Genomic DNA, 21,374 nt, shown 5'->3' with positions numbered 1-21,374 from the left:
CTGGCTGGTTGTGAAAGCCGCACCGACCGAGGTGCCCTTGGGCCTCCTCTGCTCCTGCCAACGGTGATTGAAAAGTCCGGCCCTCAGGATAACAACGAAAAGCTCTCAGAACTGTCCAGACGGTTCAGGGTCCTTGTCCTCGCAGGGAGGCCGTGAGCCATCAGAAGAGTTCCAGTTGCCGGTCGTCGCCGATCACCTTGGCGAAGTCGAGTTGGAGGATCGCCAACACCGGTTCGGCAATGGGGCGGATCTGCTTTTGTACGTAGTGCTCGTAATCGAGTGCGCCGCGCCAGCCCGCTGCCGGCTCGGCGCCCCCCGGGGTGATGACATAGCGGATGATCCGCGGTGTCTTGCCGGGCATCTTGCGGGCGGCGGCAACGTGCGGCGGAGTGGTGGCGGTGTACTCCTCTGGCCGCTTGCGCAGCGCTTTGCGGTAGATCAGAGCACCATCGTGTTGCCCGTCCCGCAGCTCGGTGACCACCTGATGCAGGTAGTCTTCCACCGGACGCTCGTGAAATAGCCGTTCGTAGAGTTCCCGCTGCACCGTGCGGGCGAGATCCGTCCAGTCTCGGCGGACCGCTTCGAGGCCAGTGAAGATCACCTTTGGCCCGTCTCCCTCGTCCACCAGGCCGGCGTAGCGCTTGCGGGCACCGCCGGTGCCGTGGCGAACCGGCGCCAACAGCAGTTTCAGGTACAGCCGTTCGAATTCCAGCTCCAAGCGGCTCTCGACCTTCCATTTCGCGCCGATGTGGTCGGCGAGATCTTCGTTCAGCCGCCGCACCAGATCTTCGCCCAAGTCCCTGGCACCGGACGCGTCGGCGGCTCCGGAAGCGACGAACAGGCTGTCCGTGTCGCCGTAGAGCACGCGGTGGCCGTAGCCCTCGATGCGCTTCTTGGACCACATCAGCAGCTCCCGCCCGAAGCCGGTGATGGCGTTGGCGACCGGCGGGTTGTAGAAGCGGCAGGCGGAGGTGCCGAGCACGCCATAGAACGAGTTCATCAGGATCTTGATGGCGAAGGAGGCCACCTTGTCGCCGGCCGCCTTGGCCGCCTCGCGGCGCGGAAATAGGGTGTCGAGAAGCGCCGGCAGGATGCCCGGCCGGCGGCTGAAGGCGGCGCCGTTGGGTGCCCGGATCGGGTCGCCGTCGTCCTCCCGGGCGGCGCGGTAGTAGCCGAGGGGGTCGATCTGGAAGGTGCGAATCAAGCTCGGATAGAGGCTCTTGAAGTCGAACACCAGCACGTGTTCCCACAGCCCCGTGTCCGGTTCGAGGACCGCACCGCCGTAGTTGGACTCGGCGCTGTCGGTGCCGCTTTGAGCGGCCTGGCGGCGGGCCGTGGCGACGGTCGGCGCCACGATGCCGAGGCGGTGCAGCTCCGAAAGATACAGCAGGTCGAAGGCGGCGATGGAGCCGGAGACCCGGTCCGGCGGCAGCCCGGTCAATAGGCTGCGCTCGCAGGCCAGCTCGACCAGTTGAAGTCGGTCGAGGATGTCGAGCACCAGCCGGGCGTCGAGGGCGTTGTAGGCGACGAAGTGCTCGCGATCCTCGCGGAACAACCGCTGGATTTCCTCTCCGCGGTGCGCGCCGGAGAGCAGCTTGCCCTCGCCGAGAACCTGGCGGGCGACGTGATCCAAGGAGTAGCTCTCCATCTTGACGAAGGCGCCGCGCAGCAGGCGAATCCCATCGAGCACCAAGCGTCCAGGGAGGGTGATCTGGTTGCCGCCGCTGCGCTGCGGACGGATCCGCATGGGGCCACCGCCGCGGCCGATATCCATCGCCACCCCTTCGCGCTCCGCCAGCCGGGCGAGCACCGGCAGATCGAACTCCACGATGTTCCAGCCGGTGAGGACGTCCGGGTCGAGGGCGACGAGGCGGTCCCGGAAGCCCTGGAGGAGTTCCTTCTGGCTGGCGAAGGGGATCGCCCCGTCGGGGCAGTCCATGCCCGGTGGAGTCCACAGCAGCACCTCCGAAACGTCCTCTCCTTCAAAGGCGACGGAGAGCAGCTCTTGGCCGCCCATATCCGTCTCGATATCGAAGGAGAGGACGGCGAGCTCCACGCCCCCTCCCGCCGCGACACTTTCCGCCGGTGCGATCTCCGGATCCTCGAACACCCGTCCCAGGCCGGGTTCCAGACGCGACGGTCCGCGCAGGGTGACGGCGCTCCGGATGCCGCGGCGCATCAGGTAGCGCACGGCGAAGCGCACGTCCGCCTCGTAGCAGGGGATACCGGCGCCGAACAGCCGGTCGCGCAGCGGCGGCGCATCTGGCGGCACGGCGAGATCGACCTTGGCGGCGGGCCGTCCGGCGAGGGTGACGCGTTGACTCGCCACGCTCGAAGCGCCCAGCGCCGCGGCTCGCTCGGCGTCCGCCGCTTCGATGTAGAAGGCCGGTGCTTCGCGATGGTCCCGCACCAGAAAGGGCTCGCCGTTGGCCAATTTTCCGAACAGCAACACCACCGGCCGGCCGCGCTCGATGCGGTAGGTGGGTTCGAGGATGAAGCCTCGGTAGGGGGCGGGCGGATCAGCCATCGCTCGGCAGCCTATCTCGGTCGCCTCCTTCCTTCCCTCGACCCCGGGACTTGACAAGGTCCACTGTCTTTAGTGTACTAGATCACATGGTACAGTTGGTGCAGCCGAACGGTGGAGCTTCCCGAACATGATTCAGATCGCCACCGGCGACGCGCGACCGGTCTTTCGTCAGATCGTCGACGGCCTGCGCATGAAAATCGCGACGGGCGAACTGCCGCCGGGCACCAAGCTGCCGAGCGTGCGGGGCCTGGCCCTGCAGCTCACCGTCAACGCCAACACCGTCGCCAAGGCCTACAGCGAATTGACCTCCGAGGGCCTGATCGAGGCCCGCCAGGGGGTCGGCGTGTTCGTCAGCGAGCCGCGGCAGCGGCTGAGCGACGACGAGCGGCGCCGCCGCCTCGACGAAGCTCTCAAACATTTCGTTAGCGCGGTGGCCGCCCTCGGCTACGAGCCGCAGGATCTGCTCGACCACCTGGCGCGTGAACTCGAACCTCTCGCTTCGAAGGAATAGGGACTGATGATCGGAACCACCCAACATCCGGTGTCCGCCGAGGAGGCTCCACGCCTCACGGCGGCGGCGGTTTCTCGACCGCAGGGTCGCTGGGCCCTGGAAACGGACTCCTTGACCAAGCGCTTCGGCCGCAAGATGGCTCTCGATTCCTTGACCTTGCGGATTGCCCGCGGCGGGGTCCACGCGCTGGTCGGCAGCAACGGCGCCGGCAAGTCCACCCTTTTCCGGCTGCTCCTCGGGCTGCTGCGCCCGACCGCCGGAGCCTGCTCGGTGTTGGGAACGGACTGCGCCAACCTTGCCCCGGAGGTGCGCGGCCGCATCGGTCTGGTGCACGAAGAGCACACCCTGCCCGGGTGGATGAGCATCGAACGGCTGAGGCTGATGCACCGGGATCTCTATCGGTGCTGGAACGAGAAGATCTACCGCGAGGTGCTCGGCCATTTCAACGTGCTGCCGGAGCAGCAGGTACGGCAGCTCTCCCGCGGCGAGCGGGCCGGGGTAAACCTGGCGCTGGCGCTGGCGCTGGCGCAATCGCCGCAGTTGCTGATGCTCGACGAGCCCACCCTCGGCCTGGACGTGGTCGCCAAACAGGCCTTCCTCGAAGCGCTGCTGTTCGCAGGGGAGGACCCCGGCCGCACCATCGTCTACTGCTCGCACCAGATGGACGAGATCGAGCGGGTGGCCGAGGATCTGGTGATCCTCGAAGGCGGCCGACTGGTGCACCACTCGCCGCCGGACGACTTCCTCCAGCGCATCGCCGCCTGGACGGCGATCTTTCCGCCGGGACCGCTGCCGGTGGTTCCGGGCCTTCTCCAGACCCGCCGCATTGAGGAGCGGACCGAACTGGTGGTGATCGATCCGGATCGCGACTTTCCGGCCCTCCTGGCGAGCCTCGGCGGCGACGACATCGTGCGCTCCTCGGTGGGCTTCGACCGCGCGGTCAACGCCTTTCTCACCCGCGGACACTCGGCTCCAAATTCCCCTGACCATCCTTCCCCTGACTCCAGGAAATGACCATGTGGCACTTGACTTCGAGCGAGCTACGGCGCTTCCGTAGCCTCATTCTGATCTTTGGCATCGCCCACCTGGTGGGCCTTCGTCTACTGGCGACCTTTGCGGATCCCTTCGTGCCTTCGCGCGCTCTGATGGCCGTCGGCGTACTGTTCTACGGTCTTTGCGGACTGATCTTCGGTAGGGTCCAGTTCGGCCCCTACCAGCGCCCCAACCAGTGGGCCTACTTGATCCACCGCCCTCTTGCTCCGGGCCGCATCTTCGCCGCCCTCACCCTGGCCGGCGCCATCGCCATCGCCGCCGCGGTGGCTCTTCCCTGGGTGGTCAACACTCTGGCGATGATCCTCGGGTCGCCGGCGGGGGTCGATCCACGCCACTGGCTGCTGATGCCCTTCATCGTCGGCCTGGTCGTGGCCTACTACCTGTGTGGCGTGTTCATCTTGCTGTCGAAGAGCCGGGTGGCGCTGTTCGTGGTGTGCTGGCCGGCCTTCTTCCTGACTTCGTCGGCCGTCGGAGGCTGGGTGTTCTTGGTGATGGCGGTGGTCTTGCTGTGGCTCGCCTACATCACCTACGCGGCCTTCAAGCCGGATCTCACCAGCCACGTGAGAAAGCCCCTCGCTCTGGCCGCCACGGCGCTGCCGATCCAGTACGCCTTCCTCGGTCTGCTGCTGTTCGCCGGCAACTTCATTTATTCGATGACCATCGTCACCAAAGAAGTGGGTCTCGGCGGTCTGCCGACCTGGAGCTGGAACGAGTACTTCGGCGAGGGCAGCACCCCGTGGGTGCGGACTCTGCCCGAGGGCGAGGCGATGCTCCATGCCCTGAGCGCCGGCGATTCGCCCGCGGCGCGCTTCCTCGAGCGGCAGATCGCCCTGGCGGACGCCCACTGGGTGTCGCCGACTCTCGCCCGGCGGCCGCTGCGGCATCAGCTGTTCTTCCAGGGCGACGGGCCGCCGTTGATCGATAGCGAGGGCGAGGTGCGCTGGGTCTTCCGGCACGACGCGATGCGCTTTGAAGGCACCGAAATCCGCTCCGGCGAGGCGGCCGGATGGTTGGGGAAGGGCGCATCGCAGGAGGCCTTCGACACGGTTCCTCTGGTGCGAGGCTCCTACGTTGCCGCCGGGCCGGAGCTGCTGCGCCTCGATCCGGAGACCGGTGAGTTCACGACCCTCTGGCGGGCGCCGGCGGGGGAGCGATTGGTATCCGCTCCGACCGGCGGAACCTCCCTCGCCGTGCTGAGTGATCGAGCCCTCTACCTGTTTACGCCGCGCCCGCGCGACGAGACCCTGGTGGCGCGAGCGGCGGTCCCCCTGCCCACTGAGCTGCGCAACCTCTTCGGCGTTCACTTCGCCGAGCTGGTAGACGGTTGGGCGGTGGCGTTCCTGAGCGGTCGCCTGAGTGACTACGGCTTCGCTTCCACCGAGCAGGTGATCGGCGAGGTGTCCTTCGACGGGGAGTGGTCGCCGGTGGCGGAGCGCCCCCTGCGGGTAGGGCTGCACGCCAGCAGCCGGTACTTGGGATTCATCCTGTCGCCGGCTCTGCGTTCGTTCCACTACCTGGCCTGGTCGGCGGCGGCGCCGCGCAGCGCGAATCGAATCACGGCGTCGGATCTGCTGCGCCGCCGGCTGCCCTCCGCGGTGTACCTCGCCGCGCTGGGGGTTGCGTTGCTGTCGGCCGCTTCGGTCGCATGGCTGGCGCGGCGGCGCCGGTTGACGATGAGGGAGCGGTGGGGATGGATCGCGGCCGGCTTCCTGACCGGCGTTCCGGGCCTTCTTTCATTCGTATTCTTGACCAGCCGGCGGGAGGACCTCGTCCCGGTCCGCCGCTCTCCGCCGTCGGCGGCGTTGCCGGAAGGCGCGGTCGCGTGACCGCCGTGAAGCGTCCATCGGGGAAGGTAACCCTCGCCCTCCTCCTGGTCGCTTTGGCCCTTCCCGCCGCGCTGCGGGGAGCGGACCGCCCGCCGGCGATCGAGCGGTATCTCGCCCAGCCGGCCATCGCGTCGGCGGCCCTGGCCCCGGCCGGCGACCGGCTGGCCTACCTGCTGCGCGAGGAGTTCGGCGCCAGCCTGTGGTTGCTCGACACGGCGAGTGGCGAGAAACGCCGCCGCCTCGCACCGCGCCGGATCGATGGCGTGGCGTGGTCCGCCGATGGCGAGGGCTTGTTCCTGGAACTGGGCGAGCGCATCGCGTACGTGCCGGTCGCCGCAGGCCGTCCCTTTGCCCTGTGGCGCTTCGACGAACGCATCGAACAGCGCTATCAGGGGCCGCATCCGGTGCTGCCGGGGGCGGCGCTCGTCACCGAGTTCGACGAGGAGACGGGCCGGCACCGGCTACTTCGGGTCGGCCTCGAGGGTGAGCGGGACGTTCTGTGGCAGGGAGAAGGCTCGATCGTCGACTTTTTGTTCGACCCTCGCGGACAGCTTGCCTGGCTGGCGGAGGTGGACGGTCTGGAGCGGGTGATTCGGCGGGTCGAGAATGGCGCTGTCGGTGCCGGGCCGGAGATTCTGCGCTGTGGCTTTCGCAATGCCTGCGCTTTGGTGGCCGCCCGCCCGGACGGCGCTTCGCTGGTGCTGCGTCGGCGGATCGAAGAGGACCTCTGGGGCTTGACGGAGTTCGATCTTCGGACGGCGAAGGAGCGCCCGATGCACCGGGATCCGCGCGGCCTGGCGGACCTCGCCACGGTGATCCTCGAACCGGCCTCCGGACAGCCGGTGTTCGCCGTCCACCACACCGAGGCGCGGCGGATCTATGCCTTGGACGCCTCGGGGAAGGGACACCTGGAGCGTCTTGCGGCGCGCTTTGCCGGCAGCGAGTTGTGGATCGAGCCCCGGTTCAATGGCGGTTCGTGGTGGGTGATGGAGGCCGGTGCCGGCACCCACCATCCGCGGCACCACCTGTACGACCCGGCGAGCGATCGCTTGCGGGAGATCCTGCGCGAGGAGCGCTCCGGCGGCGCACCGCTGCCGGCGGTGGGCCGCGGCCGCCAGCAGCACCTGTCCTACCGGGCGAGCGACGGCCGACTCGTCCACGGCTTCCTCACTCTGCCGGCGCAGGGCGATCCGGGCACCGCGCCGCTGGTGGTGAAAGTGCACGGCGGTCCCTGGAACCACGTGCAGTCCGGCTGGGACTCGATCGCGCAGTTTCTCGCCGATCGCGGCTACCTGGTGTTCGAGCCCAATTTCCGGGCTTCCACCGGCTATGGCCTGTCGTACATGCTGGCCGGCGGCGGCGACTTCGGCAACGGCCGGGTCCAGCAGGACATCCTCGACGGGGTGGACCACCTGCTCGGCGAAGGCTACGGCGATGCTGAGCGGGTGGGCATTCTCGGACACTCCTTCGGTGGTTTCTCGACCCTCGGTGCCCTCGCCTTCACGCCGCGACGTTTCCGGGCCGGCATCGCGTCGGCGCCGCCCATCGATCTGCTGCGGACCCTGCGCGCCTACGACGACGAGGCGACCTTTGCCGGTGGAATGCCCCTCAAGCGGTTGCTGCGGACGCATGTCTTCGACTTCGAGAATCCGGAGATCGCGGCCCACCTGCGGAGCCACTCGCCGGAGCACCACCTGGCCGCGACGCAGCGGCCGCTGCTGATGGTCGCCGGCGCTCGCGACGTCAAGGTCGACATCGCCGAGGTGCGCCACTATGCCGCGGCCCTCGACAACCTCGGACGGGACGTCAGCCTGTTGGTGGACGACGAGTCCGGCCACAGTTTCGAGGATCCCCGCCTGCGGCGCGCCTACCTCTACCTGATCGAACGCTTTTTCGGCCTTCACCTTGGTGGCCGGGTCGTGGAGGAGGCGGATCCGGACCTGGAGCGCTACCTGGAGGCAAACCTCCGACTCGCTGGGACCAGCCTGCGGCGTGCCTTGAAGTCCGACTGAAGTCGTCGGCCGGTTGATACCCTTGCCGGCGAGATGCCTTGTCCGACAACTGAGCCCAATCTCCGGCACCGCGGCGGCGGATGAGCGATCCGCCGACCCTCTCGCACCTCGAAGCCCAGCGGCGGGTGGATCGCATCGCCGCCTTCCGGGCGGAGCTGACGGATCTCGAAAGGAGCGGGGTGCTCGCCCTGACGGAAGCGCAGCGCGCCGCCGTCGAGGGGCACCACGATCTCCTGGTGGAGGAGCTGCGCCGGGCTCACGACATCGACCGCGATGTCGACGAGAAGCGTCTCTCCTGGGGCCTGCGCATCGCCTCCTTCTTGGGCTCCCTGGCCCTGTCGGCCAGCGTGGTGCTGTTCTTCTACCGCGTTTGGGGACTGCTGGCGACGCCCCTCCAGGTGGCGATCCTCGTCGGCGCTCCGATCCTGGCGCTTTTCGGCACCGAGTGGGTGGCGCGGCGTGATCGCTCCGGCTACTTCACCGCCCTGGCTGCCCTCGTCGCCTTTGCCTGCTTCGTGCTCGATCTCTCGGTGCTCGGTCGGATCTTCAACGTCATTCCCACCCCCAGCGCCTTTCTCGCCTGGGGCGCCTTCGGGCTGCTGCTCTCCTACGGCTATCGGCTACGCTTGCTCCTGGCTGCCGGGCTGATCAGCCTGACCGGGTTCCTCTCCGCCCAGGTGGGCACCTGGGGCGGTCTCTACTGGCTTTCCTTCGGCGAGCGGCCGGAGACTTTCCTGCCGGTAGGACTGCTGTTCTTCGCGCTGCCGATGATCGTCGCTCATCGGCAGCGCGCGGATTTTCCCCCTATCTGGCGAATCGCCGGCTTGCTTTGCCTGTTCGTTCCCATCCTGATTCTCTCCAACTGGGGGCGCGGCAGCTTTCTGCCCTTCGCGCCGGATACCACCGAGGCGCTTTACCAGGTACTCGGTTTCGTTTTGTGCGCCGCCGCCATCGGCTGGGGGATTCGCCAGCGGTGGGGTGAGGTGGTGAACACCGGCAGCACCTTCTTCGTCATCTTTCTCTACACCAAGTACGTCGACTGGTGGTGGGACTGGATGCCGCGCTACCTATTCTTCTTGCTCATCGCCGTGACGGCGGTGGCGGCGATGGTCGTGCTGCAGCGCTGCCGGCGCTGGCTGGCGAACCGGGGAGGGGTGGCGTGAAGCTCCGCTGGGTGTTGCCCCTCGCGCTTCTGCTGGCCGCCAATCTGGTGGCTCTCGGCGGCGTGCTGTGGAACCGGACGGGGGACCCCGAGGCGGTGGTGGTACTCACCGAACGGGAACTCGAGCTCCCAGGCAGGTGGCGTGAGGAGATGGAGGATTCGGGCCTTTCACTCCACCTCCGCTGGCGACATGACAACCTCAGTACGGCGAACTTCGACGCCGACAAGTTGCGTCGGCTCGGATTCGACTTTGCGAAGGTGCCGACAGCGGAAGAAGCCTTTGAAGATCCGGCGCGGGCTTACGTTCCGCGACAGTCGAAACCCCTTCTGATCGTGCTCGAAATGGACGGGGAACTGTGGCGTGGATCTTTAGCCAAGCGCCGCCGGGAAGGGCCGGCCGAATGGCAATCGCCAGAGGATCACGCGCGTCGCCTGCGCCGGGCGGAGGTGGAAGAGAGTCGCCTGCGGGTGGCCGATGCCGGCGCGGACCGCCGAGAGCTGCGGAGCCGGTATCCGGATCGTTTCCGATACGTGATCGTGCCAGGCGTCGTCGAGATTTGGGTGAACTACACGCCCGAACCCTCCCTGATGAGCCGGGTCGAGGTGCTGGTCCGCCAGGTCCACGCCCCGCGTGGCCTGCGCGGTCCGCTCGACGAATTGCGGCAGCGGGACGCGTCCACCACCTCGCCCAACACTTTCCAGCCGCCCCGCTATCGGGCCACCGTCGCCTTCGGCCGCCGCCTCGAGCCGATCCTGCGGCGGATCGAATTGCTCGATGCCGAGCCCGTTCCGTCGACCTACCTGGAATGATTCCGACCTAAGGTCCGGCGCCGCAGCGACGGCTTCGAGCAAGGGAGAGATCAGTGCGGCAGCGCGACCGGTCGGATGAGGAACTCGTCGATGCCGATCGATATCCCGCGTACAGCAGGGCGCCCGCCGTGGCGCAGCGCTAAAATGGGCCGTTCTTGGCTGAAATATTGGCGATCCGGAGCCGGAAGGGCTGCCGGAGCAAGGAGCTGTAGAGATGCGAACCGTTCTGGCCGTTGTGGTGGGAGTCGTGACCTGGGGAGTCGTCAATACCGTCCTCTGGATGGCGCTGCTGGCCGTTTCGCCGGATGCTTTCGGCGACGATCGCCTGCCCACCACCACAGCGATGACCGCCGCGTTGCTGGTGCTGTCCTTCCTCTGCTCGATCGCCGCCGGATTCGTGGCAGCAAAGATTGCTCAGGGTAATCCCGGCAAGGCGGTTTGGATTCTCGCCGTCGTCAACCTGCTGATCGGCATTGCCGTCGAGGTGAGCCAGTGGGACGCCCTGCCGGTTTGGTATCACCTGGGACTGATTCTGATGGTGATTCCCTTCACCTTGCTGGGTGGGCGACTGGCAGGTACCGCAGCGGCGTGACCGGGCCTCGCTCTGCAATCCGAAGGAGGTCGTGGCCACGGCCAGGGTGAAGGCGAGAACCGTGGCGTCCTTCGCCCCGACGTCCGGCGGAACCTTGGCCGGTCGCTTCCTCGGCCGCTTCCTGGCGGCCTATACGGTGCTGTACATCCTGCCCTTTCCGCTGGACCGCCTGCCGATGGTTGGCGACGTCATCGGAGAAGCCTTCAGCCAGGGCTCGAAAACGTTGGCGGCGGCGGTGGGAACATCGATTCTGGGGATCGATGGAGAGATCTTCATCGGGCGAACCGGCAGCGGCGACACCACCGCTGACTACATCCGCATCCTCTACCTGGTGGTCGGCGCCCTCGTCGGGGCGCTGATCGGGTCCTGGCTCGCCCGGCGGCGCTCCGCCCCTCCGGCTGTCGGACGTGGGTTCGCCATCGCCATCCGTTTCTATCTCGCCTTCTACATGCTCGACTATGGGTTGAGCAAGGTGATTCCGGTGCAGTTCATTCAACCGCCGTTGGAGCGGCTCTTGCGACCCCTGGGCGAAACTTCGCCGATGGGCCTGGTGTGGACTTTCATGGGCGTGTCACCGGCCTACACGATCTTCTCCGGCCTGGGCGAAAGCCTGGCCGGCATCCTGCTCCTCTTCCGTCGCACCGCCACCCTCGGCGCCCTCGTCGCGGCGGTGGTGATGACCAATGTGGTGATGCTGAACTTCGCCTACGACGTGCCGGTAAAGCTGTTCTCCAGCCATCTGCTGGCGATGGCCGGTTTCCTGATGTGGCGGGATCGTCGCCGGCTGATCGCGGTGTTCTGGGGCCGCGGCGCGGTGCCGGCGCCGGAGCCCGCGCCGCCTCTGCTGCCGGCGACCGGGTGGTCGGCGCGTGTCCCGCGCTGGCTTGCCCCTTCGGCGGTGGCGCTATTCGCCCTGTGGCTGATCGGTACCAACCTGTACGGTGCGTGGTCGCTGCACCATAGCTTCGGCAACGCGCGGCAGAAGCCGGCGATCTGGGGCATCCACGAAGTCGAGGATTTCCGGGTGGACGGCGAAGAGCGCCCACCGGTGCTGACGGACTCGCTGCCCTGGCGCGCACTGGTGGTGGATCGCGCTCTACCTCGCAAGTGGCAGGAGTGGGAGTTCCCGGGGCGAGTGGTGGTGCAGAGTCTCGACGGTTCCCTCGAGTCCTTTCCGGTGCGCCTCGATGAGTCCGCTCGCACCCTGAGCTTTCTGGCGACCCAGGATGCCGATAGCGAAGTGATCGACACCTTGGCCTATGAACGCTCCGCCCCGGACCGGATGGTCCTCACCGGTACCTGGCAGGGCCATGCGGTGGAGATCCACCTACGCGAACGAGACCTCGGCACCTTCGAGCTGATCGGCCGCGGATTCCACTGGATCAACGAGCTGCCCTACAACCGCTAGCCGGGCGCGGACTCATCGCTCCGGGGTCGCTGCCGGAGTCTTTCCATGCACGACACGTCTCCAGAGGCCGAGCGAGTCCAGGCAGAGGTCCACCGCCGCATGAGCGGTCCGGAGAAAGTGCGGATCGCCATGGAGATGTCCGAAGCGGTCCGGGAGATTGCGCGAACCCGCATTCGTGCCCACCATCCCGAATGGGATGAAGATGCGGTACGGGATGAACTGCCGCGGGAACTGGATGGCTTCAGATGCCTCCGCTGACGCGCTCCTCGGTCGGATAGTTCGAGCGCTAGAGGGAGCGGGAGAGCCCTGCATGCCGGTTGGCTCCTAGCTCAACCAGGATCGTATGATAGAATTTTTCGAATAATAACATATTCATTAAAAAGAGAGTGTCTCGACCAGATGTACTGAAACCACTAGGTTCCTCCGCCTTGGCGACCTCGTCCTTCCGCGGCCGAGCGACGCCTGCGCTCTTTGCCCCTATTCGGAAAGGAGGCTGCCGTGCTCAGATTCCTTCTCGCTTCGCTGCTGCTGTTCGCCCTTCCCGCCAGCGGTCAGTTCGCTCGCTCCAGCCTCGCCGGCACGGTGAGCGATGAACAAGGCCAGTCGTTGCCAGGGGTGGTGGTGACGGCAACGGATGTCGATCTCGGGGCCTCGCGCACCACCGAAACCACCGACCGCGGTACCTACACCCTGCACGGCTTGCGGCCGGGTACTTACCGGGTGCGGTTCGATCTCGACGGCTTCCGATCGATCGAGAAGGAGGGTTTGCGCTTGCTGGTGGGGCAGGAGGCGCGGCTCGATACTTCCCTCGAGCTGGCGGCGGTGGAGGAGACCCTGACGGTCACCGGCGCGGCGCCGCTCATCGAGGTGGCCTCGAAGGAGGTCGGCGGTACCCTGACGGCGGAGGAGTTCGACATCCTGCCCACCCCGAACCGCAGCGCCCTGCTGTTCGCCGGGCTGCTCCCCGGGGTGACGCCCTCACCGGATACCGAGTCGACCTCCTCGGACTCGCTTTTCGTCAACGGTCAGTCCGACTTCAACAATTCGTTCAACGTCGACGGGGCGAACAACGACGATGACGTGATCGGGGCCATCGCCGGCGCCCAGACGCGCACCCCGATCGAAGCAATCCAGGAATTCCAGGTGCTCACCTCGCAGTTCGACGCCGAGTTCGGGCGCGCCCTTGGCGGGGTCTTGAACGCGGTCACCAAGAGCGGATCGAATCGCTGGGAAGGCGCCCTTTTCGGCTACCTGCAAGACGCCTCCTACAACGAAGAGAACTTCTTTACGGAGGTCAACAACCTCGAAAAGCCGGACACCGAGTACCGCAACCTGGGCCTCGCCCTGGGGGGACCGATCGTCCGGGACCGGGCCCACTTCTTCGTCAACTACGAGGATATTTCCGATGAGGAGGGGATCGTACGGTCTTTCGTGTCGCGGCCGGAGAAGAACTTCTCCACCCGCGAGGACAATGCTATCGAAAGCGTGTTGCTGAAGGTTGACTACCAGGTGACCGGCTCCCACCACTTCGCCGCCCGCTGGCTGCGCGAGGAATCGCCGCAGTTCAACCAGATCATCGGTGGTCAGGAAACTCTGGAGACCTCCCGCGAAGAAGACGATACGGACTCCAACTGGATCGCATCTCTCGACTCGGTGCTCGGTTCTTCGGCCTTCAACTCGGTCCGGGTGTCCTTCACCAAGGAGGATGTGGCCTTCGCCAACCCGGCCTTCAACAACAACGGCCAGAGCTTTGAGGCGCAGCGCAACCAGCCGGTGCGCGAAGACCGGCCGGGGATCAACCTGGGGTCGAGCGGTGTCGCCCAAGCGCGGGTGAACCGCTCCACTCAGTTCGACGATACCCTCTCCCTGTGGCTTCCGGATTGGCACGGTGAGCACGATTTGAAGGCCGGCGTGCAGTATTCCGAGCGCGAGGAGATCTTCGCCAATTCCGGCCTGGCCCAGGGGGAGTTCGACTTCGATGTGGATACCCCCTTCGACCCGAACGACCCCGCGACCTACCCGATCGCCTTCACCGTCCGGGTGGGTGGGCCGCAGACCGGTGAGATCCCGACCAACGACGTCCTCGGTCTGTTCGTACAGGACGACTGGCGAATCGGCCCGAACTTGGTGCTGAACCTGGGGCTGCGCTGGGACGAAGAGAGCGCTACCGACAGTGGGGACCTCGCCCCCCGGCTAGGCTTCGCCTGGACCCCCTCCGACAGCGGCCGCACGGTGGTGCGGGGCGGAATCGGTCGCTTCTACGATCGCCTGCCGCTGTTTCTCTATGACGACTTCTTCCTGGACGCGGTCAGCCTGTCGAGCGGTTTCCTCCAGGCCTTGCCCTCCGCCGGTGCCGACCAGCAGTTCTTCGTCGACATCGCCCAGCAAAACGGCATCACCACCCTCGACGGCCTGCGGGACTTTCTGATCGCCTTCATCGAGGGCGGTGCCGGGGTGCGGGTGAACCGCTCGCCGACGGTGGACAACCGCGACCGCAGCCAGCCCTACGCGGACACCATCTCCCTCGGATTCCAGCACGAACTGGTCGCCGGTGTGGCGGTGACGGTGGACGTGGTGCGGGCCGAGAACAAGGACGCTCTGGTGCGGGGCAGCCTCAACCCCTTCTCCTCCTCCGAGGGAGGACGACCGAATCTCAGCATCCTGGCGGGTCAGCCGGTGGAACTCGACAACACCACCACCCTGTTCAACGCCGGGGAACGCGAGTACACCGCTCTCCAGGGCTCTATCCAGAAGCGCTTCGACGGCCGCTGGGGCGGACGCTTCTCAGCCACCTATTCCGAGGCGGATGGCAACTACGACGGCGATCCCGGTGACCTCGCCTACTTCCAGACGCGCACCGAGACGGGCTTCAACTTCGACACCGGCGAGATCATCGGCGAACCTCTGGCCCTCAATCTGGGGGATCCGCGCAACGATCAGCCGGCGTTCTTCGATCGCGACTGGAATCTGGTGGCCTCGGGCCAGTATCGGGTACCGAAGACCGGCTGGCGCGGTAGCGATGGGCTGGTGGTGTCGGGGGTGGCGCGCTACCTCTCCGGTGACCGCTTCACCATCCTCGACAACTCGGCCCGCCTCGACAACGGCAACCGCGCACCGGCTCCCGGAGGCACCTACGATTCCGATGCGGATCTCGGGCGCGCTCAACAGGGAGTGGACTTCGACGGCGGTCTTTCCGGCGCCGAGAATCCGAGCTTCCTGCAGCTCGACTTGAGCTTCCGCTACCAGCTACCGATCACCCAGTGGCTCGAGGCGAGCCTGCTGGCGGACATCTTCAACGTCACCGACCGGGTGAACTTCACCAGCGCGGGGGGCACGCGGGCTGGCACGTCGACCTTCCTGGTGCCCAATGTCGCCCGTCGCGCTCGCTCGTTCCAGTTCGGCGTGCGCCTTGAATTCTGACTGGGAGTGCTTAGGCTTCGACCTCGGAGAACGCTCGGTAGAGTTCGACCGCTCCGGCCACCTGCTGGCGGACCTTGGCGCGGCGCTTGCGCAGTTCGGCGGCCAGCTCGCGCCGGGTTCCCAACTTCACGTAGGCCTTGGCTTCCGCCAGAAGCTGCCGGCGGTCGTCGTGGAAACGCAGCGCCGTCGGTCCCGTGAGCGGCGCGAGGGCCAGCGTCGCCAGCCCTGGCCACAGGCCTAACCCGAAACCGAGATCGTGCCCGACGGCGAAGGCCTGCGCCAGCCAGCAGAACGGGTAGATTAGCATCGCGGGAAAGATCTTATAGGTTGCTTGCTGGTCCGGCTTGCGGAAGAACCGGGCGAGGAGCGACACGGCGGCGTAGGGCAGAGCGTTGAGCACGCTGCCGATCAGGGCGACGGGTAGGCGGATCGCCATCCTGAGCAGCCGCGCCAGCAGGTGCCGGGTCAACGAAGGGAGGGCGTAGCGTGCCGCCACCTGGCGGTCGCGCAGGGCGGCGGCGTCCAGCAGGTCCTGATACCCGACTACCGCTTCCTCGACGGCGGCCACGCGCTCCGGATAGTGCTCGGCCAGCCGCCGGTAGCCGGCGAGGAAGGCGCGATGGGCGTCGAAGGTGTGGTGCAGCTCCGGTCGATTCGGCAGGTCGGGATCGCTGCGCTGGAAGATCTCCACGGCGCGGGCGATGCGGTGGGCCTGGTCCCAGCTCTCGAAGTTGGGAGTCACCTCCTCCAGGCGGTCTCGGATCTCGTTCGTCAGGGCGCGCACGGCGGCCTTGGGATCGTCGTGACCGCGGGCTACCGCCTGCGGATTGATCGCCTCGCCTACCCGCACCAGCACCCGCGAGCGAAACTTTCCCTTGTCGTCGAAGATCAAGCCGACGGGGATCACCTGCAATCCGAGCGGGCCGAAGCGCTCTTCGGCTTCCAGGACGATGCGCGCAGCGCCGGTCTTCAAGGGCAGAAGGCCTGGCTCGCTGTGGCTCGTTCCCTCCGGAAACAATGCGATGGTGCCGCCGTCCCGCAGTACCTCGTGGCAGCGGCTGAAGGTCTGGGCGTTCTTCGAGGTGTCCACCCCTTCGTCCTGGCGCCGATAGACGGGAATCACCCGTGCCCCTTGCAGCAGCGGCCGCAGCAGCGGATTACGCCACAGGGTGCTCTTGGCGAGAAATCGCGGAATCGCCGGGAACGCGGCGAACAGCAGCATCGCATCCACCAGGGCGGAGAAGTGGTTCGCCACCAACACCTGCGGGCGGTTCGGCTGCACCCGGTCGCCGCCGTCCACCGTGAAGCGGCGGAAGAAGAGGCTCAGAATCCAGCGATCGAGCCAACGCAGCACCTCGAGGGTGGTGGACATCAGGGGGCGACGGCACCATCAGATCGTCGATCCCAGGCTTCCGCCGCCTGGTGGCCGCGATCCTCGTGAATCGTCTGCATGCCGATCAAGCCGATCAGAAAGAAGGCGCCGTTGACCAAGATGGCGATGCGCTGGGAACCGGTGAGGGAGGAGAGCGACCCGAACACCAGCGGTCCGAGCAGGTAGGCGCCCTTGCCCGCCAGGCCCCACAGGGCAAAGAACTCGCCGCTCTTGGCAACCGGTGCGAAGAGTCCCACCATCGCCCGGGAAGCGGACTGCAGTGAGCCGATGCCCAGCCCCGAGGCGATCGCGACACCCCAGAACACCGCCTTCGACTGAGCGAGAAAGGCGGCTGCCGAGATCAGGATCCACAGAACCAGAGTGATCTGGATGGTGCGCCGCGCGCCCAGCCGATCCTGGATCGAGCCGAACAGAAAGGCGCCGCCGGCGGAGCAGATCTGGAGCACCATGAACATCACGATCAGCTCCCCGGAGGTGAAGCCGAAGGTGCGCTCGGCAAAAATCGAGGCGAAGGCGATCACCGTCATCAGGCCGCAGGAGAAGACGAAGAAGACGATCAGAAAGCGCACCAGCTCGGAAAAGTGCCGGAGCGAGCGGGTCGTTTCCCGCAGGTGGCCGAAGCCGGCCCGCGCCGATGCCGCCAAGGACCATTGCGGCGCCCGCGGCGCCCGCTCGCGAAGGAAGAGAAAGGTCGGCAGGCCACTGATCAAGAAGAACGCCGCCGTCACCAGCCAGGCGGTGCGCAGCGCCGGTACATTCTCCAGGGTGAAGCCGCCGGACAGAAACGGCCAGCAGGCGAGCAGGCAGAGGAGACCGCCGAAATAGCCCAGGCCCCAGCCGAATCCCGAGATTCGCCCGATGTTGGCGGGAGTCGAGATCTCCGGCAGAAACGCGCCGGCCAGGTTTTCGCCCATCGCGAAGGCGATATTCGACACCACGAACAGAGTCAGCGCCAGATACACCTGGCCGGGCAACACGAACCACAACAGCGCCGTGCCGGCCACGCACAGCAGCCAGGTGCCGGCGAGAAATACCTTCTTGCGACCGGAGTCGTCCGCCACGGCGCCGACGATGGGCGAGGTGAGCATCACGAACAGATTGCTCACCACGATCCCCACGCTCCACAGAAAGTCGGCGCTCGCCCCGGGAGCGACCAGTTTGGTGAAGTACACACTGAACGCCACCGTCACGATCAGCGTCGTGTAGGACGAGTTGGCGAAATCGAACATCGCCCAGCCGACGATCTCGCGCCGGCGCACCGGGACCGCAGTCGGTACCTTCGCATCAGGGATCATGATGCCGGGGATTGTGGCAGGTTTTCGGGCGCGGCGCTGGAGTCAGGATCCGGATGAGATATTCAAGGCGGGCTGAGCAAAAGATCCTGGCTGGAGCCCGGCGCGACGGCAACGGTTGCCAACGGCGCGGCTCCGGCGGCACCGGTGCGGAATAGGTATTCGAATTCCGCCTCGTTCGCGGCCCTGAAAACGGTCCAAGAACCGGGTGCCAGATTTGGAAAGACCATCGAGCCTGAGCCGCTTCCGGGGACGGCTTCCTGGAGTCGGGCAGAACTTCCCAGAACGATCCCTCCTCGCTCGTGCCGAATGAGAAGGAGTCGGCCCTCCTGGGGACGCCACTCTCGGGTGACAGGAACCAGGGAGAGCCGTCCTCCTTGGGTTGGAAGCTCCAAGACAACATCGCTGTCGTCGACGCTGCGTCGGAATGCCGTTGTTGGATATCCTGCGGCTCGCACCAAGAGGTTGACGAAGGCGCCGTCCGGCACCCTTCCCAGATCGATGGAGAACGCTCCTTGCGATTCCGTGGTCACAAAGCCTCCGCAGAGATCATGAATGCCGGTCCACGAGCAGCTCACGAGAATAGGAATGTTGGCGATGCCCTGACCGCCCACGGCCATTTGTCCGCGGAGTTGACTTCCTTCGCGAATGGTCAAAACTACGCCAGAGACAATCTGTTCGGCAGCCAGGTCAATATCCTGTCGGTCGCTTTCGCCCGCTTCGGCTATTGCCTTGATCTGCCACTCGCCCTCTGCCAGGCGTTCCGCCCGGAAGCGGCCCAACTCGTCTGCCTTCTGAGCGCGACCGAACGGACTTCGATAGGAAGCGTCGCCAGGTCGAACGTAGATCGTCGCCTGTGGAATCGGTTTTCCTTCCGAGTCCTCGACCGTCCCTTCGATTGCTCCACCCGGAAGTTCGATCTCGACCCAGTCCTGCGGATCTGTGAATTCTACTTCCGGTACCCGAGAGACGCCTTCCTTCTCGATCCAAACATCCACATCGTAGGTTCCGGCTTCTCGCAGGACGAGTTGAAATGCGCCGTCGTCCCCGGACTTTGAGGTGGCGAGCTTGTCGCCCTGGGTCTCTGCTTCATGACTCAGCAGTTGGAACTTCGCCGAAACCGGCTCGTCTAGCCATGTGATCTCGCCAGAATAGACGTTGCCTTGCGCTTGCAATGGGACCAGAGTCGATTGACCTGGCAACACCTCGACGTGCTCTTCCGCTAGGGTGAAGTCCCCTCCGGGACCATCGAGATTGAGCCAGAACAGCCAGGTTCCAGGGTGGAGCCCAGAGAAAGTCGCGGTGCCATCGGAAGAGAGAGCTCTCACCAGCAGAATCTCGGAGAGCCACTCGCAGGATGAAGATCCGCTGGCAAGAACCTCCAGAATCACACCCTCCGGGATCTCGAAGGCGGCGGTTGTGACGGCCACCGTGACCTCTCCTGGTGGCTCGATCTCGAGTTCCAGCAACGTTTCGGTGCCCGATGTCGCCACCATCGGATTGGAGAGAACGAAGGCTCCTTCCGGAGAGATGGCGAGAGCGCTGAGGGGGTCGGCAGGCAGCCCTCGGAACCGGGTCCAGCCTTGTGCATCGGTTCGTTGAGTAAGAACTTCTCCTTCCAATCTCTTGCCCGAAGCCGCCAACTCCACGGCTCGATTGACCTCGCTATCAGACAGGAGAAGGACCTCGGCGTTCTCGACCGCACGTCCCGAATCGGTGGAAGTAACGCGAATCAGCAAGGATCCACCGGGAGTCCACCGATGGCGGCCGACGTCGTGAGTCGCGTCGCGTGGAAGGCTCAGCGAGCCGAGCGTAACCGGGGCGAAGTCGGGATCCAGGATGGAGAATTCGGCGCAACCGGCGGGAACCGCCGCACGCCAGGTCAATTCGCGGTCTATGGTGAAGGGGAAAACGCCGATCAAGGTGCCGCTGTCGCATTGGCGAGCTTCGACTACGGCGCTCGTCGGCTTGGCGACGCCGCGAGGGAGTTCAAGGCTGCCGGTCAGGTACGCCAGCGGGAACAGGGCCGTTTCCACGACCGATGATCCGTCGCATCGAGAGCGATCGATCTCCAGGAGGGGAGAGCTGCTCCGTGGTGTCGTGACCTGGAGCCCGGTCGGCTCGTCGTTGCAGTGAGCTACTACGCTGAGTGTGATTCTTTCGGACCCTTGCTCTTCGATGGCGACGTCCCGCTCATGTGGAAACTCTGCCCACTGCACTGCTCGGAGAGAGCCGATGTCCTCGGACTTGGCGTTGGGAATCAGGATCTCGATCCTTTGCTCCGAGCGGCTTGGACCACTCGACGAAAGCTTCCCTGGCCACGACACACTCTTGGTGACGGTCTGGCCAGATCTAATCTCGGCTACCCCCAGGGACCAAGGTCCTTCGGCTACCGAACTTTCCATGGAGTGTTTCAAAAGAACTTCATATCGCCCGGGCGGAAGCCCCTTGAAACTCTCACTTGAACGAGTTCCGATGGCTCGTAGTGAAGTGCGGTAGATGAGATTCGCGTGTTCTGATGAGATGTCTGGGCCATCGGAACCATCGCCGACTGCGGGTCTCAGGGCCAACCAAGGATTGGGCAGGGTAGGTCGCTTCTCGGGAAGATCGATGTTCAGATCGCCGCCTGTGCCCAAGGCCAACTCTCCGAGATCTCGATCCTGGTCTCGAAACTCGATTCTTCCCAGGTCTTTCGAGGCATGAAGGGAGGCTTGAACCCAATATCTGGCTCCTGCTCCAGCTTCTCCACGGATTCGAAAGAATCCAGTCTCGTCGCTTCGACCGACGAGTAGGGGCTCGACGAACTTCATGCCAAGAGGGCTCAAGCGCCAAGGAGAATCAGGAAGAAAGTACTCGAGAGGACCGATCATCGCATCGACTACGCCGAAATTCTGCGATTTGGTGACAAGCCGCCCTTGGACCTCGCCGAGCCTGGGGACCCTACATCGAACCCCGAGATGATTCGTTCCCGTGAATTCGAATGTGTTTGTAAAAGCCAGTCCAAACTCTTTGGCGGCACAAACTAAGCGATATCGACCGCTGGGGATTGGAGGTGTCGAAATGGGCTCGGCTGAAGCGGAGACGAGAGCTTCCCAGTTTGGCTCCCTCCATGGGCGGTCCTCAGCCACGAGCCCCACATAACGTTCCGATTCGACTTTCTCACTACTTGCCCTTTCGACGACGGAGACTAGGATCCTGGAGCCTGGTGCTGCGACAGCAGGCGTCTCACACATCCAAGCAATAAGCAGCCCCGCCAGGAAGACCCTCCCGAAGGTCCTCGCTAACTGCGCAGGCAGACCGGAGGTGGTCACGGTTGGCTATGAAGCTTGAGGGGCGGGAGAGAACCAGCCTGCTTGTCCAGCCATTGG

The 21,374-nt window shown here is 65.6% G+C and carries 14 protein-coding genes; 10 read left to right on the top strand and 4 right to left on the bottom strand.

What is annotated here, in order from left to right; genetic code table 11:
- Positions 1-160 precede the first annotated feature (160 nt).
- Positions 161-2,527 (bottom strand): DNA polymerase II, encoded by a 2,367-nt coding sequence (locus AAF481_10980; protein ID MEM7481687.1) that lies wholly within the window; start codon positions 2,525-2,527, stop codon positions 161-163.
- A gap of 127 nt (positions 2,528-2,654) precedes the next feature.
- On the opposite strand from AAF481_10980, the gene AAF481_10975 reads away from it, so the two are divergent.
- The 10 genes from AAF481_10975 to AAF481_10930 all read left to right on the top strand — a co-directional run bounded on the left by AAF481_10975 (position 2,655) and on the right by AAF481_10930 (position 15,321).
- Positions 2,655-3,038, top strand: a complete 384-nt coding sequence (locus AAF481_10975) for a GntR family transcriptional regulator (GenBank protein MEM7481686.1) — start codon at positions 2,655-2,657, stop codon at positions 3,036-3,038.
- A 6-nt stretch (positions 3,039-3,044) separates the two neighbouring features.
- Positions 3,045-4,052, top strand: a complete 1,008-nt coding sequence (locus tag AAF481_10970; GenBank protein ID MEM7481685.1) for an ATP-binding cassette domain-containing protein — start codon at positions 3,045-3,047, stop codon at positions 4,050-4,052.
- A gap of 2 nt (positions 4,053-4,054) precedes the next feature.
- Positions 4,055-5,917 carry a hypothetical protein gene (locus AAF481_10965; protein ID MEM7481684.1) on the top strand — a complete coding sequence of 621 codons (1,863 nt, stop codon included), beginning with the start codon at positions 4,055-4,057 and terminating at the stop codon, positions 5,915-5,917.
- Entirely contained in the window at positions 5,914-7,929 is a 2,016-nt protein-coding gene (locus tag AAF481_10960) for a prolyl oligopeptidase family serine peptidase (protein ID MEM7481683.1), read from the top strand. The genes AAF481_10965 and AAF481_10960 overlap by 4 nt, the downstream gene beginning before the upstream one ends.
- 80 nt (positions 7,930-8,009) lie before the next feature.
- The gene (locus AAF481_10955; protein MEM7481682.1) at positions 8,010-9,092 is read left to right on the top strand and encodes a DUF2157 domain-containing protein; all 1,083 of its coding nucleotides are present in this window, start codon (positions 8,010-8,012) and stop codon (positions 9,090-9,092) included.
- Positions 9,089-9,901, top strand: a complete 813-nt coding sequence (locus AAF481_10950; protein ID MEM7481681.1) for a DUF4824 family protein — start codon at positions 9,089-9,091, stop codon at positions 9,899-9,901. Before AAF481_10955 ends, AAF481_10950 begins: the two co-directional genes overlap by 4 nt.
- 214 nt (positions 9,902-10,115) lie before the next feature.
- On the top strand, positions 10,116-10,493 hold the full coding sequence (locus AAF481_10945) for a hypothetical protein (protein MEM7481680.1): 378 nt from the start codon (positions 10,116-10,118) through the stop codon (positions 10,491-10,493).
- Positions 10,494-10,554: 61 nt separating this feature from the next.
- The gene (locus AAF481_10940) at positions 10,555-11,901 is read left to right on the top strand and encodes a hypothetical protein (GenBank protein ID MEM7481679.1); all 1,347 of its coding nucleotides are present in this window, start codon (positions 10,555-10,557) and stop codon (positions 11,899-11,901) included.
- A gap of 45 nt (positions 11,902-11,946) precedes the next feature.
- Complete coding sequence (locus AAF481_10935) at positions 11,947-12,159, top strand: hypothetical protein (GenBank protein ID MEM7481678.1); 213 nt, start codon at positions 11,947-11,949, stop codon at positions 12,157-12,159.
- 240 nt (positions 12,160-12,399) lie between these two features.
- Positions 12,400-15,321, top strand: coding sequence for a TonB-dependent receptor (locus AAF481_10930; GenBank protein ID MEM7481677.1), 2,922 nt, complete (start codon positions 12,400-12,402; stop codon positions 15,319-15,321).
- 10 nt (positions 15,322-15,331) lie between these two features.
- Here AAF481_10930 and AAF481_10925 read toward each other — a convergent pair whose 3' ends face one another.
- The 3 genes from AAF481_10925 to AAF481_10915 form a co-directional block, all read right to left on the bottom strand.
- Complete coding sequence (locus tag AAF481_10925; GenBank protein ID MEM7481676.1) at positions 15,332-16,693, bottom strand: lysophospholipid acyltransferase family protein; 1,362 nt, start codon at positions 16,691-16,693, stop codon at positions 15,332-15,334.
- On the bottom strand, positions 16,693-18,009 hold the full coding sequence (locus tag AAF481_10920) for an MFS transporter (GenBank protein ID MEM7481675.1): 1,317 nt from the start codon (positions 18,007-18,009) through the stop codon (positions 16,693-16,695). The genes AAF481_10925 and AAF481_10920 overlap by 1 nt, the downstream gene beginning before the upstream one ends.
- 62 nt (positions 18,010-18,071) lie before the next feature.
- The gene (locus AAF481_10915) at positions 18,072-20,042 is read right to left on the bottom strand and encodes a hypothetical protein (GenBank protein MEM7481674.1); all 1,971 of its coding nucleotides are present in this window, start codon (positions 20,040-20,042) and stop codon (positions 18,072-18,074) included.
- Between the last annotated feature and the right edge of the window lie 1,332 nt (positions 20,043-21,374).

The sequence above is a fragment of the Acidobacteriota bacterium genome, assembly GCA_039030395.1.
Lineage (GTDB): Bacteria > Acidobacteriota > Thermoanaerobaculia > Multivoradales > JBCCEF01 > JBCCEF01.
The sequence above is the reverse complement of the archived record's forward strand: the minus strand, read 5'-3'. Positions and strand labels throughout refer to the sequence as shown.

Excerpts from the sequence above, each read along its gene's own strand:
- AAF481_10980 (MEM7481687.1), bottom strand. The coding sequence starts at position 2,527 with ATGGCTGATCCGCCCGCCCCCTACCGAGGCTTCATCCTCGAACCCACC.
- AAF481_10975 (MEM7481686.1), top strand. The coding sequence starts at position 2,655 with ATGATTCAGATCGCCACCGGCGACGCGCGACCGGTCTTTCGTCAGATC.
- AAF481_10970 (MEM7481685.1), top strand. The coding sequence starts at position 3,045 with ATGATCGGAACCACCCAACATCCGGTGTCCGCCGAGGAGGCTCCACGC.
- AAF481_10965 (MEM7481684.1), top strand. The coding sequence starts at position 4,055 with ATGTGGCACTTGACTTCGAGCGAGCTACGGCGCTTCCGTAGCCTCATT.
- AAF481_10955 (MEM7481682.1), top strand. The coding sequence starts at position 8,010 with ATGAGCGATCCGCCGACCCTCTCGCACCTCGAAGCCCAGCGGCGGGTG.
- AAF481_10945 (MEM7481680.1), top strand. The coding sequence starts at position 10,116 with ATGCGAACCGTTCTGGCCGTTGTGGTGGGAGTCGTGACCTGGGGAGTC.
- AAF481_10935 (MEM7481678.1), top strand. The coding sequence starts at position 11,947 with ATGCACGACACGTCTCCAGAGGCCGAGCGAGTCCAGGCAGAGGTCCAC.
- AAF481_10925 (MEM7481676.1), bottom strand. The coding sequence starts at position 16,693 with ATGTCCACCACCCTCGAGGTGCTGCGTTGGCTCGATCGCTGGATTCTG.
- AAF481_10920 (MEM7481675.1), bottom strand. The coding sequence starts at position 18,009 with ATGATCCCTGATGCGAAGGTACCGACTGCGGTCCCGGTGCGCCGGCGC.